Genomic DNA, 13,097 nt, shown 5'->3' with positions numbered 1-13,097 from the left:
GACCCACCTACTCGATGAGCCTTATCGGTAATTTCTTCACTTCGTCCATCGGGCGAAAACTCCTCATGGCCGTTTCCGGCCTTATCCTAGTCGGATTCGTGGTCGGCCATTTGGTCGGCAATCTCCAGATTTTTGGAGCGCCCGACCGCATCAATGGCTACGCTCACTTCCTCCAGTCCTTGGGACCGGTCCTATGGGCTGTTCGCCTGGGGCTCTTAGCTACTGCGGCGGTCCATATTTGGGCTGCGGTCGTGCTGACGCTCGAAAACAAGAAGGCCCGCGGTGCTCTGGACTATGGGGTCAAGGGTTACATCCGAGCCACCGTCGCCTCGCGCTACATGCGCCTGACCGGCCTGGTGGTGCTCGCCTTCATCGTTTACCACATCGCCCACTTCACGCTCGGCACGGCCGACAGCGCCAACTTCAAGTCGCAGCTGCCCGAATATACACTCACCGAAGACGTGCGTGAGTTCGGCTTCCCGTTGGCCGCCAAGGGCACCGTCGTCCACGACGTTTACAGCATGATTTTCCTGAGTTTCCGCAACCCGATCATCTCGGGCTTCTACATTCTCGCCACCGGCCTGCTGTCCTTCCACTTGCTGCACGGCTTCGAGTCGATGTTCCAGACCTTTGGCCTGCGTAACCACCGCTGGTGCTGCTGCCTACGCCGGTTTACGGCCTTGATCTGCATCGCCTATTTGGTCGGTAACCTCGCGATCCCGGGCGCCATTTTGCTCGGCCTGAACAAGCCGCACGCCGGTAGCCACGCCGCCACGGTCATTCCCACCGCGTCCTGCACCAGCTGCACCGCCAAGTAACCTTTAACGCATTTCGCTCTACCCGCCATGGCCCAACTCAATTCCAAGATCCCTTCCGGCGCACTCGCCGACAAGTGGCGCAAGTACAAGACTGAGATCAAACTCGTCAATCCCGCCAACAAGCGGAAGTACAAGGTCATCGTCGTAGGTGCCGGCCTCGCCGGTTCCTCCGCCTCCGCCACGCTCGCGGAGCTCGGCTACCAGGTGGAAACCTTCGTTTTCCATGACAGCCCCCGCCGCGCGCACTCCATCGCCGCTCAGGGTGGCGTCAACGCCGCCAAGAACTACCAGAACGACGGCGACAGCGTTCACCGCCTGTTTTACGACACCATCAAGGGCGGCGATTACCGCGCCCGTGAGGCCAACGTTCATCGTCTGGCCGAGGTGTCGGTTAACATCATCGACCAGTGTGTCGCTCAGGGCGTGCCTTTTGCCCGCGAATACGGCGGCCTCCTCGCCAACCGCTCCTTCGGCGGCGCGCAGGTTTCCCGCACGTTTTACGCCCGCGGCCAGACCGGCCAGCAGCTCCTCCTCGGTGCCTATTCCGCCCTCTCCAAGATGGTCGGCCAGGGCGCGGTAAAACTCCACGTCAACTCCGAGATGCTCGACCTCGTAATCGTCGACGGCCAGGCCAAGGGCATCATCGTCCGCGACTTGGTCACCGGTGAGATCACCCGCCACGCAGCCGACGCCGTCATCCTCGGCACCGGCGGTTACGGCAACGTGTTCAACCTCTCCACCTACGCCCGCGGCTCCAACGTGACCGCAACCTGGCGTGCCTATAAGCGCGGCGCCTGCTTCGCCAACCCCTGCTACACGCAGATTCACCCGACCTGCATTCCCGTTTCTGGCGAATACCAGTCCAAGCTCACCCTCATGTCGGAGTCCCTCCGCAATGACGGTCGCATCTGGGTGCCTAAGAAGGCCGAAGACTGCAAAAAGGCCCCCGCCGACATCGCCGAGGCGGACCGCGATTACTACTTGGAGCGCCTGTATCCGAGCTTCGGTAACTTGGCTCCCCGTGACGTGTCCTCCCGCGCCGCCAAGCGCATGTGTGACGAAGGTCGCGGCGTGGGTCCGACCGGTTTGGGCGTTTACCTCGATTTTGCCGACGCCATTCAGCGTTTCGGCAAACAGGCCGCCAGTCGCGCCAACCTCAGCAATCCGTCCGCCGAGAAGATCCTCGAGTTGGGCGAAGCTGCCGTGAAAGAGCGCTACGGTAACTTGTTCGACATCTACCACGAGATCACCAACGAGAGCGCCTACAAGCAGCCCATGCGCATCTACCCCGCCGTGCACTACACGATGGGCGGCCTGTGGGTGGACTATAATCTCATGTCCAACCTCCCCGGCCTGTTCGTGCTGGGCGAAGCCAACTTCTCTGACCACGGTGCCAACCGCCTCGGTGCCTCCGCGCTCATGCAGGGTCTGGCCGACGGTTATTTCGTCGTTCCCTACACCATCGGTGACTACCTCGCGGGCATCAAACCCGGCTCCTGCCCCTCGGCCGACGCGCCCGAGTTCAAGGCGGCCGAGCAGTATATCCGCGACTTCACCAACCGCCTACTCAACGCCAAGGGCACCGAGCCGGTTAATTACTACCACAAGAAGCTCGGCAAGATCATGTGGGATCATTGCGGCATGGCTCGCACCAAGGAAGGCCTTGAAAAAGCCCTCGTTGAAATCCCCAAGTTGCGCGCCGAGTTCTGGGCCAACGTCAACGTCCCCGGCTCCGGCGACACGCTCAACCAGGCCCTCGAACGCGCCGGCCGTCTGGCCGACTTCATCGAGCTGGGCGAACTGATGTGCCGTGACGCGCTCACCCGCGAAGAGAGCTGCGGCGGTCATTTCCGCGAGGAATACCAATACCCGGACGGCGAGTGCAAACGCGACGACGAGAAGTTCGCGCATGTTGCCGCCTGGGAATTCCAAGGCGAAGGCAAGACCCCGCTGCGTAACGTTGAGCCGCTCAACTACGAGTTCACCAAGATGAGCGTGCGTTCTTACAAGTAAGCCGCGCCCCACCGACCGCCAACCCACCCAACACCCATTCCCATGGTTGCACACAAAGTTTCCGAGAAAAACATCTCCGTCACGATCCGCGTCTGGCGCCAAGCCGGCCCCGGAGCGCCCGGCAAGTTCGTCGATTATCCGGCGAAGGACCTCAACCCCAACATGTCCTTCCTGGAAATGCTCGACGTCATCAACGACGACCTCGAGCGCAAGGGGCAGGACCCGATCGCCTTCGCTCACGATTGCCGCGAAGGCATCTGCGGCACCTGCTCGCTGGTCATCAACGGCAAGCCCCACGGCCCCAACAAGGCCATCGCCAGTTGCCAGACTTACATGCGTTCCTTCGCCGACGGCGAGACGATCATCGTCGAGCCCTACCGCGCCACGCCGTTCCCGATTGTTAAAGACCTGATCACCGACCGCTCGGCCTTCGATAAGATTCAGCAGGCCGGTGGTTTCATCAGCGTGCGCACCGGCGCTCCTTGTGACGCCAACGCCATTCCGATTCCCAAGGAGTATGCCGATCTGGCGATGGATGCCGCCCAATGCATTGGTTGCGGCGCTTGCGTTGCTGCCTGTAAAAACGCTTCAGCCATGCTCTTCGTTTCGGCGAAGGTTTCGCAACTCGGCCTGCTGCCGCAGGGCCAGCCCGAGCGCGATTCCCGCGTTCTGAACATGGTCGCGAAGATGGACGAACTCGGTTTCGGCAACTGCACCAATCAGTACGAGTGCAGCGCCGCCTGCCCGAAGACGATCAGCCACGACTTCATCGCCCGCATGAACCGCGATTACCTGAAGGCCAGCTTCCGCCAGGCCTTCCGCGCCAAGAGCGATGCCGTCGCCGGCGGCGCCTGAGTCGCGAAAACCAAGTCCCACCTGCAAAAGCCGCGTCCTAACCGACGCGGCTTTTGCAGGTGTGGAGGTTCGTGGCGGTGAAAAGTAGCGCAGACTTCCAGTCTGCTCAGTGGGAGAATGCAGGCTGCTACAGGCTGCAGTGGGCCAACGGCTCATGGCTCGTGATCCGAACTGGAAAGCTGGTGCGCCCGGCGGGACTCGAACCCACGACCACCAGCTTAGAAGGCAGGTGCTCTATCCAACTGAGCTACGGGCGCAAACACTAGCGGTATAACAACTTGTTTTTGGTTTAGGTCGTGTGGTTCACCGTCCATTTCACGGTTTAACCGAGACGACCTGTGCTCAACCTGACCCCTGCAACGATCTTACCGAAGGAGCTGTTTAGCCAAACCAAAGAACCTTCGCACACGCCCAAAATGGCGTGATCCCTGCGAATGGGCGAGTTGTAGCGGCTAAGTTTCGCCCACCGCAAGACCGCGTTTGCATCACTGTAAAACGAGTCATCCCGCCGCACTCTTGTGGCACCTCCTCCTTTCGTGCTTTTGGGGGTGCGCCCGTGTGCCCGCGATTCGCGTATTGAGGTCGCTGGGTAGCCGCGTACCTTGGCCGCTTCATGACGCCTTTGGATTTTCGCAACACCAACACTTTGTGGTGCAGTGTGCTGGTCGAAACCCTGGTGCGCGGCGGCGTTGCCCAGGCAGTGGTTTCGCCGGGCTCGCGTTCGACTCCGCTCACGATGGCGCTCGTGCGTCATCCGGCAATCGAGGCGGTGCCGGTTCTCGATGAGCGTTCGGCGGCTTTTTTTGCCCTTGGTCTGGCTAAACAGTCGCAGCGTCCCGTGGTGCTCGTGTGCACCAGCGGCTCGGCTGGCGCACACTACCTGCCGGCGATTATTGAGGCCCAAGAGAGCGCCATTCCGCTGATCGTGATCACGGCGGATCGTCCGCCAGAGCTGCGCGATTGCGCTTCAGGGCAGACTATCGACCAACAAAAACTGTTCGGCGGCTTTGTGGGGTTTTACCATGAGCTGGCCGTGCCGGAGACGAATCTCGAACTGTTACGCTACCTTCGCCAGACTCTGGTTCATGCGGTCGAGCGCGCGCTGGCCGTCGGCCCCGTCCACTTGAACGCACCGTTTCGTGATCCTTTGGCGCCGATCGAGGACGATAGCGCTAAAGGCCTCGTTGGGGCGCAGGATTGGGATCGGTTTTTTGCGCTGCCGCACCTCGCGACGGAGCCCGCGCTTTTGGGGAATTCCTTGGCCATGCCCCCGCCGCAAGCGCAGCGCGTGGTGGTCATCGCGGGTAATGACTGGCCGCATGACCACATCGTGCGCTGGGCCGCAGCGCGGGATTGGCCGGTGCTGGCGGATGTGTTGTCCCCGGCCCGGCTGCGCCATGGCGGCGGGACAGGCGTGGTGGTGGCGGCTTATGACGCCATCTTGCGCGATCCAAGGGCCGTGCAGGCGCTTCAGCCTGACGTGGTTTTTGTTCTGGGCGAAATTCCGACCAGCAAGAGCCTACGCGCTTGGCTTGGGGCCGTGGATGCCCAAGTCGTTCAGGTCACTCAAAAAGCGGGTAATCGCGATGGGGTTCACGGTCGCACCCTGACGTTGCGCCTGCCGCCGACGGCACTCGATTCAGTGGCTGCCGACTGGCCCGCCGCACCGACCGAATGGGCTGCACGTTGGGCGCAGGCCGAGGTGGCGGCGCAAGCGGTGCTGGTTCGTTGTGCCGAGGTACCCGGCTTCGAGGGGGCGTTTACGCGGACATTGGCGGAGACGTTAACCCGTGAACAAGTCCTGTGTGTGGCCAGCAGCATGCCGGTGCGTGACCTCGAGTACTTCGCTCCCGTGCGAACGGACGGACCGCGGGTGTTTGGCAACCGCGGCGCCAACGGCATCGACGGCACCCTCTCGACCGCTCTGGGCGTGGCGCATGGTGGCAGTCCGACCGTTCTGCTTACGGGGGATTTGGCGCTGTTGCACGACACCAACGGGTTCTTAGTCGCGGCCAAACTCCGCGGCTCGCTGACCGTGGTGTTGATCAACAACCAGGGGGGCGGGATTTTTGGCCACCTGCCGGTCGCACGGTTTAATCCGCCCTTCGAGGAGTTTTGGGCAACCCCGCAAACGGTGGATTTTGCCCGCCTGTGTGCGGCCTACGGGGTGGCGCATCACGGGGTGAAAACGCCAAGCGAATTGCGTGGTTTACTCCTAACTGAGGTCGGCAAACCGGGTCTGCGGGTGATCGAGGTGCACACCGACCGGACGCACGATGTGGCGACCCGTCAGTGCATGCTTAAAGAGGCCGCGCAGGCGGCCGGTGATACGTTGGCGTAGGGTAGAACTCGGACGGCGTGCGGAGGCCGGCGCAACGAACGCCGCTACGGTTAGAGCAACGGCCAATCTAACGGGTTGTTATACGACTGAGCGCTCCAGTTGAGCGTTGCGGCATCCTTGAGCTCACGCTCAAGGCCACCAGGATTGTATTAACCTGAATTCCGAAGTTCAAACCAACCACAGATTACACAGATTGCACAGATACAATCCCTTAGGAGGTAAACGGACTCAGCTTGATCCCCTTTTTTTCATCCTGTCTTCAAATTCAGTAACACTCTGTTATCTGTGCTCATCTGTGAATTCCGTGGTTAAAACTTCGGCGTTCGGGATTAACGAAGGGTGTGGCCTTGAGCGTGAGCTCAAGGAGTTTGCCCGAAGGTAGCCGCTGCCCCACGAACCGATTTCGTCAGGCTCACCTTGAACGCGAATGGGTGTTATAGGTTAACGGGCAGTTTCTTGTCGTTGGATGAAATGCAGGCGTCCAAGACTTTTTGCACCTCGGCTCCGCGCGCGAAATCGGGCTGGTCCTGCACTCCCGTGCGGATGCTTTTAATGAAACGCGCGTAGTTGCTTGGCGTCGGCTTGCAGGCGACTTCCTTCCACGTCGCCGTGTCGAGGTCGGCCCCGACGCAGATGCGGTAGCTGCTGGTCGAGCGGTCAGAGTCGATTTCCACGCTGCCCAAGGTTCCGGAGATTTTGAGATAGAGCCGGTTGGCGTGACCGCCGGACCAGCGTGTGGTGTGGATCGTACCGAGGGCGCCGTTGGCGAACTCAACGGTCATCACCGCCGAATCGTTGGCGTCGAGTACGTAGTCGCCGACCCGGTTGCCGGGCGCTTTGGCAAAGGTCTTCAGCTTGCAGTAAACGTTCTTTATTGGCCCGGCGGGGAACGATGCAAAATCGACGATGTGCACGCCGACGTCGCCCAATACGCCGCGACTGCCGTGCTGGGTGGACAGCCGCCAGAGCCAGGCCGGGGTGGTACGCCAGTCGCCCCAAATTTTACTCGGGAGCCACGATTGCAGGTAGTTGGCCTCGACGTGACGAAGCTCGCCGAGTTTGCCGGCGGCGATCACTTGGGCGACGCCCTGGATGGCCGGCCAGTCGCGGTAGGACAGGTTTACCATGTTGATCACCCCGGCCTTTTTGGCTGCCGCGACCATTTTTTTGGCGTCGGTGTGGTTGAGCGCTAGGGGCTTTTCGCAAAGCACGTGTTTGCCGGCGCGCAGGCACTGGATCGACAGTTTGGCGTGAAAGGCGTCGGGGGTGACGATCGAGACCGCGTCAAATTCGCCCCACGCGAGCAAGTCCTCCACCGCTGTGTAAACCGCGGGAATCTTGTGCTCGGCGGCGAAGGCGGTGACACGTTCGCGGTTCACATCGACCGCGGCGACGACGCGGCAGCCGGGGATTTCCTGGTAACGTTTGGCGTGGTTACCGGCCATGCCGCCCGTGCCGATGATGGCGAGGCGGACGGTTTTTTGCGGCGTTTTGGCTTTGCGGGAGGCGGTGGTGGACATGGGGTAGGGGGGGGCTGGGTGAAGCGAAGAAGCGGGAAGCTAGAAAGTTGTTGGTTGCTAGCAGGCAGTGACCTTCGAGTTTTCGCATCTGTCGGTCCTGCGAAATGAGCGGAATACTTAGAGCCTTTTAGCCGCAAAAGAACGCAAAGAGCGCATAGAATACAGGTCCGGTTCTTTGCGCTCCTTGCGTTCTTTCGCGGCTAAACTGACTTGGTTTGGGCGCTTTGGTTTTTGCGATTTCAGACGTGGCCGATCGTGGAGCGGGCGGCGGCTTCGGGGTCGGGCGGGAGCGGTTCCAGCGGCTGCGCATTGGGGCAATGATCCGGAATGCACACGGTGGCCTTTGCCCAGCGCACGGCGTTGGTGATCACCCGCTGGACCTGCGGGTGGTGGTAGGTCGGGTAGGTTTCATGGCCGGGACGGAAATAGAAAATTCGTCCATTGCCACGCTGCCACGTCGCCCCGCTGCGGAAAACCTCTCCGCCCGTAAACCAAGAGATGAAAATCAATTGGTCGGGCTCCGGTATACCGAAAGGCTCGCCGTACATCTCCTCGGCAGGGATCTCGAAATACTCGCCGACACCCTGGGTGATCGGGTGGGCGGGGTTGATGTTCCAGAGGCGCTCCTTGTCGGTGGCCTCGCGCCATTTGAGCGAACAGGTGGTGCCGAGCAGGGTTTTGAAGATTTTCGAATAATGGGCGGAGTGCAGGACGATCAGGCCCATGCCCTCGAGCACGCGGGTTTTGACTTTGGCAACAACGGTGTCGTCCACGTCGTGGTGCGCCTGGTGTCCCCACCAAATGAGCACGTCGGTTGCCGCCAAGACGGTGTCGGTGAGCCCGTGCTCGGGTTGGTCGAGCCAGGCGGTGCGCACGGCGAAATCGGTGTGCGGGCGCAGGAAGTCGGCGATGGTCTCGTGCATGCCCTGCGGATAAATTGCGGCAACCTTGGGGTTCTTTTTCTCGTGGCGGAATTCGCCCCAGACGGTGACGCGGGTGGGTAAGCTCATAGCGGGTAAAAGCGGTTGAGGTGACCAGGCAACCGACAGGGGCGTCGGCACGACAAAAGAACTAGGGAAAGCGCGTTGTTTTTAAACCCTTAAATCCGGCCGTGAACAAACTTCAGCCCGCGCTTTAAATGCCACTCGTTTTTTTAAGTAGCGCAGGCTTCCGAGTCTGCTTCGGCACGGTTGTGATTTCGAAAACCGTCAACCCGATGCGGAATGCAGACTGGAAGTCCGCGCTACTTTTCACCCCGCCGCCTCCCGATAAAGCGTCGCCGTGGCCCGGGCCGAGCGGTTCCAGTCGAACAGTTGCGCCCTAACCAACCCGCGTTTACGCCACTTTTCCGGGGCGGCCAGTACCTCGCGCAGGCCTGCGACGATGGCCGACGTAGACTCCGGCTCGACGATCCGCGCCGCCTCACCCACTACTTCCGCCAGCGAGCCGCGTGCCGAGCACACCACAGGACACCCGCACGCCATGGCCTCGACCGGCGGCAGTCCGAAACCCTCGAACAGCGACGGGTAGGCGAGCAACTCGGCTCCCGCATACCAGAGCGGTAAGTCGGCTCCGGTGACAAAACCCGGCGTGCGGATGCGGTCGCGCACGGGGGAGGCGGCCACGCGCGCATGCACCACCTCAGCACCGTGCCAGTCAGCTCCGGCAAGCACGAGGTCGTGCGGCAAGTGCGGTTGCGCGGTGAGTAACTGCTCAAACGCCTCGATCAGGCGCACGTGGTTTTTGGCCGGGTGTTCCAGGCGAGCGAGGTAAACAATATAGGGCCGCGTGAGCTGGTGGCGGGCGCGGAACGCGGCCAGCGCGGCCGGCGTAGCGGAGTGAAAGCGCCGGTGGTCGATGCCGTTCCAGATCACCTCGATGGCGGCGGCCGGGCGGTGGAAAAATTTTTCAACGTCGCGGGCGGTGGCCTGGCTCACGGTCGTGAGGCGGCGGGCCTGGCGGGCGAGGCGAGGCACGACGTGGCGGCCGTAAGCCATGCGCGCGGCATCGTATTTGCCGCGCACGTGGAAGGCCGCGCAGTCGTGCACCGTGACCACTTGCGGGCACGGCGGTCGGGCGAGGATGCGGCGGTAACTGGGGATGTGCACCACGTCGGCCCTGATTTGGCGCAGGCGTCCCGGCAGGACGCACTGGTGCCAAGCCACATCACGCACGGCTGGTCGCCACGTTTCGGAGACCTCCGCCCACTTCGCGCGGTCGAGCCATGGGGCGAACAGCGGGCGGTCTTCGGCGAGCCCGAAGAGGGTGAGGCGCACGTCGGGGCAGGTGTTAACTAGTCCGTCGATGAGGCCGAAGAGGTAAGCGGCGACACCGGATTTGCCGCGTTGGTTAACACTCGTGCTGATTGCGATGTGGAGCATGCCGGCAATCAGTCCACGCGGCGCACTTGCGCAACTGAGTGCTAGTGATCGCAGCGTTGCTTCGGCGAACTTAATTGGGCTCAGGCCGCGGCTGCCGTTTAAGCGAACCGAAGCGCCGTCGGGTTCTGTCGACCATCCCAGATGCGGATGATCTCGACCGTTTGGGTTGCGTCGTTGATCTGATAAAAAATCAGGTAATGGCGATGGGCGAGTTTACGCATGCCAGGCCGCCGACGAACTGGGGCACCGCGCCGGGGAAACAGAGTGAGGGCCAGCGCGGCGTCGAGCAGCTCGTGGCCGAGGCGCTCAGCGGCCGCTGGGCTTTTTTCGGCCAGAAATCGAACCACCGATCCGAGATCGGACTGGGCCTCTTCGGTCAGGCCGACTTGGTAGCCCATGTGGCTATATTTTGACGGACCTGCTCGAGCGGGATTGTGCCTTTTTCTTTCAATGAGCGCAGGCCTTGGTCGATGGCGGCCAACATTTCGGGTGTTTCCTCCTCCGTATCGTCGAGCCAGTGCCGGAGCGTTTCACGGTCCTGAGGCGCGAGATGCAAGATGGCATCTTGGATTTCTTGAACGGTGCTCATGGCGGGAAAATTAGGCTGGAAAGCGTCGGGCGCAAGCACCCAGCTACGCGCCCTGCAACAGGTCCGCTTCGTTGCCCCCTCTGAAGCTCAAAACCCCGCAGCATCCGCCAAGCGGAACTCACGGGCGACGTAGGGGCGTTTGGCTTTGTCGTCGTAGCCCACCGTCATCCAGCGGGTGCCGCCGTCGAGGTAGAGGATCATGGCCTTGCCATAGACGCCATGCGAGGCGAGCACCTTGGGGGCTTCGTCCTCACGGGCAAAATTTAACTTCGGGTCGGCGAGCAGCGCGTTGTCCTCGGTTTTGCGTCCGGCAATCCCGATCACGAAATCAGGATAAAACCCGCGTCCGTCGGGCATGAGCACGTTGACCGACCAGGGCTGGCGCGGCTCGTTACGGTGCCACCACAGCACGGTTTCGCTGCTATCGCGGTCCAACAGCTCCGCAAAGGGCTGCTCCCACGTGTTCAGCCCCGAGGGGTATACGCCATAGACGTTGCGCGTGGATTTGGCCAAGGGCTCGGCCCACGTCAGCTCCGACGGCAAATCGCCCGCTTCGATCACTTCCGCGTACTTGGCGTGGGCTGCCTTTTGTGCCTCCCACAGCAGCTCCGGATGGGTGGCTAGGATCACGTCGAGAAACCGCGCCACCTGCACCGGCTCGTCGGCCTCGGCCATCGACTCCTCGCGCATGACCCGCTCCATCTTGCGCAACAATGCCCGGCGCAGTTCGCGCGGATCGAAGGTTTGGTTTTTGCACAGCGCGGCCTGGGCGCGCCGTGCTGCTTGGTCGGGCGAAAGATCGGCCGCAAAGTTAAACTCCGATTGGAACGCTTGGGCAAAAACGTCGAGCGTCCGCTTCTCCACCGGAATCCGGTTCTTCATCACTTCAAACAAGTCCCGCGTCGAAACGATGAAGCGGGCCGCGCAATCCTCCTCCGTCACCTCGTTTTGCGGGCAAACCGTCTGGGTTTTGAAGCGTCGCGGCACGTCTCCCCGCAGCGGGTAACGGTAGCCACCGACCGAGCCCACGACTTGCTTCGGTGTCCGCCCCGTTCCATTTTCCCCGCCTGGGCATTGCTCCGCTGCGGGAGTGAAAAACGCCCCCAGATCAAACTCGGCGGCCGGCCTTACGGCGACTGATGTCTCGCGGCGCACGAACTCGTCGTCACCGGTTTCGCCGACCTGATCGCTCGGGCGGGCCTCCCCCTCCAAACCGAACATCGAAACCTGCCCATACGAATCGACGGTGGCCACCCCGGACGCGCCCGCCGCAATGTGTAGCGCCACGGTGGCGGAACTCGCCTTGGCGTATTCCGTCTGGATCTGATTGATCCGCTGGCCCGCCAAATCAAGGCCGGTCTGGGTGTCGGCATCGGCGAGAAAAACGTACCCGTAATGCAGCGCTTCGGGCAGCGTCTTGGCGCGCGCCTTGGTTTGCAGGTGCGCATGCACGCGCAGGAGCCGGCCGACCAGTTGCACCCCAAAATCCACTTCTCGGCTGGCCCGCATCGTGACCAGGGTAAACGCCCGTGGCGCGTCAAAGCCGAGCGCCACCGCCATCTTAAACACCAGCACCTCGCGTTGCTCGTCGTTAGCGATCGCCAGCAGGTCGGGATCGGGTTCGTCGGCCGTGTGCGTCGCGATCTGCTCGTCCGCAAACCCCATGCGTAGCAGCCGCGCCTTGAGCTTTTCCACGCTGTCCTTGCCGTCGCCGGCCTGAACCAACAGCAGCGGCACGAAGGGTTTTTCGGTCGCGGCCAGCAGTTTCTTGATCTTGCGGTGGGCGGCCACGCCGTCGCGCAGCGCCGTCCCTTCAAGGTCCACCAACGCGCGCTGTGCCGGCTCCACAAAATAGGCCGCGCACTTCACCCCCATCTTAATCAGGCCTTCGTTGACCGCATCGCCCCGACTCACCCGGATGCGTTGCAGCTCGGCGATCCCGAGCGCCTTCTCGAAGTCTTTAATCTCGGCGTCGTCCGGCGTGGCGGTGATCAGGATGGTGTACTCGGGTTGCAGCACCTCGTGGAAAAATTTAGCCGCTTGCGTGCCTTCACCGAAACCGTGGTGAGCCTCGTCCACGACCACGCCGATCCGCAGGCCTTGCGCACGCAGCGCCTCGATCAAGCCGTCAATCGACGGGTTGCTGTCGCCGTCCTTGCGCACGTTGCGCTTGTCCTTGGCGCGGGTAGCGACGGCCTGCCAGGTGGTGACAAACACGTCGCCCGGTTTGCTCTGCTCCGGTGAACGGTCGTCGGCGAGCTGCCGCAGGCTTAGGCCCTTGAACTGGCCGCGCAGGCTGTCGGCGGTTTGCCCCACCACGCCCTTGAACGGCGCGAACCAAAACCACACCACCCGCTCTTGTCGGCTAAACCGTTCCACTAGGGTGCCCGCCATCAGCGTTTTGCCCGCGCCCGTCGGCGCCTCGATCAGCAGGTAACCGTTGTGATTGATCGCCGTGGCGCGCCCGCCCGCATCGGCCCCGGCGGCATCCAGCAGCCGCTGGTTGGCGGCAAAGAGGGCGACGCCGCTCTCAACGGCGGTTTCCTGAAACGTGCGCAGGGTTTTGACGCTCATGGGTTG

10 protein-coding genes and 1 tRNA gene are annotated in these 13,097 nt (G+C 62.2%); 4 read left to right on the top strand and 7 right to left on the bottom strand.

All coding sequences use genetic code 11. The features are described 5' to 3' along the window. Positions 1 to 14 precede the first annotated feature (14 nt). The 3 genes from H2170_12995 to H2170_12985 all read left to right on the top strand — a co-directional run bounded on the left by H2170_12995 (position 15) and on the right by H2170_12985 (position 3,686). Complete coding sequence (locus H2170_12995; GenBank protein MCS6300988.1) at positions 15 to 818, top strand: succinate dehydrogenase cytochrome b subunit; 804 nt, start codon at positions 15 to 17, stop codon at positions 816 to 818. A gap of 27 nt (positions 819 to 845) precedes the next feature. Then, positions 846 to 2,831: a fumarate reductase/succinate dehydrogenase flavoprotein subunit gene (locus H2170_12990; protein MCS6300987.1), complete on the top strand. Its 1,986-nt coding sequence runs from the start codon at positions 846 to 848 to the stop codon at positions 2,829 to 2,831. 72 nt (positions 2,832 to 2,903) lie between these two features. After that, a complete protein-coding gene (locus H2170_12985) occupies positions 2,904 to 3,686 on the top strand; it encodes a succinate dehydrogenase/fumarate reductase iron-sulfur subunit (protein ID MCS6300986.1) in 783 nt (260 codons plus the stop codon). 180 nt (positions 3,687 to 3,866) lie between these two features. Here H2170_12985 and H2170_12980 read toward each other — a convergent pair. Next, positions 3,867 to 3,943, bottom strand: a tRNA-Arg gene (locus tag H2170_12980). A gap of 356 nt (positions 3,944 to 4,299) precedes the next feature. Between H2170_12980 and menD the strand changes: the two genes are divergently transcribed. Further along, on the top strand, positions 4,300 to 6,027 hold the full coding sequence (gene menD / locus H2170_12975) for a 2-succinyl-5-enolpyruvyl-6-hydroxy-3-cyclohexene-1-carboxylic-acid synthase (protein ID MCS6300985.1): 1,728 nt from the start codon (positions 4,300 to 4,302) through the stop codon (positions 6,025 to 6,027). Positions 6,028 to 6,461: 434 nt separating this feature from the next. On the opposite strand, the gene H2170_12970 is transcribed toward menD, so the two are convergent. From H2170_12970 to H2170_12945, 6 genes are all read right to left on the bottom strand, one after another. Continuing rightward, on the bottom strand, positions 6,462 to 7,547 hold the full coding sequence (locus H2170_12970; protein ID MCS6300984.1) for a Gfo/Idh/MocA family oxidoreductase: 1,086 nt from the start codon (positions 7,545 to 7,547) through the stop codon (positions 6,462 to 6,464). A 239-nt stretch (positions 7,548 to 7,786) separates the two neighbouring features. Continuing rightward, the gene (locus H2170_12965) at positions 7,787 to 8,557 is read right to left on the bottom strand and encodes a ThuA domain-containing protein (protein ID MCS6300983.1); all 771 of its coding nucleotides are present in this window, start codon (positions 8,555 to 8,557) and stop codon (positions 7,787 to 7,789) included. Between the two features lie 240 nt (positions 8,558 to 8,797). Further along, complete coding sequence (locus H2170_12960) at positions 8,798 to 9,928, bottom strand: glycosyltransferase family 4 protein (protein MCS6300982.1); 1,131 nt, start codon at positions 9,926 to 9,928, stop codon at positions 8,798 to 8,800. A 98-nt stretch (positions 9,929 to 10,026) separates the two neighbouring features. After that, positions 10,027 to 10,326: a type II toxin-antitoxin system RelE/ParE family toxin gene (locus H2170_12955; protein ID MCS6300981.1), complete on the bottom strand. Its 300-nt coding sequence runs from the start codon at positions 10,324 to 10,326 to the stop codon at positions 10,027 to 10,029. After that, positions 10,305 to 10,517 carry a hypothetical protein gene (locus H2170_12950; GenBank protein MCS6300980.1) on the bottom strand — a complete coding sequence of 71 codons (213 nt, stop codon included), beginning with the start codon at positions 10,515 to 10,517 and terminating at the stop codon, positions 10,305 to 10,307. The genes H2170_12955 and H2170_12950 overlap by 22 nt, the downstream gene beginning before the upstream one ends. Positions 10,518 to 10,604: 87 nt before the next feature. Further along, positions 10,605 to 13,091 carry a DEAD/DEAH box helicase family protein gene (locus H2170_12945; GenBank protein ID MCS6300979.1) on the bottom strand — a complete coding sequence of 829 codons (2,487 nt, stop codon included), beginning with the start codon at positions 13,089 to 13,091 and terminating at the stop codon, positions 10,605 to 10,607. Positions 13,092 to 13,097: the final 6 nt, after the last annotated feature.

Origin of the sequence: Opitutus sp. (assembly GCA_024998815.1) — a bacterium.
Classification (GTDB): domain Bacteria; phylum Verrucomicrobiota; class Verrucomicrobiia; order Opitutales; family Opitutaceae; genus Rariglobus.
The sequence above is the reverse complement of the archived record's forward strand: the minus strand, read 5'-3'. Positions and strand labels throughout refer to the sequence as shown.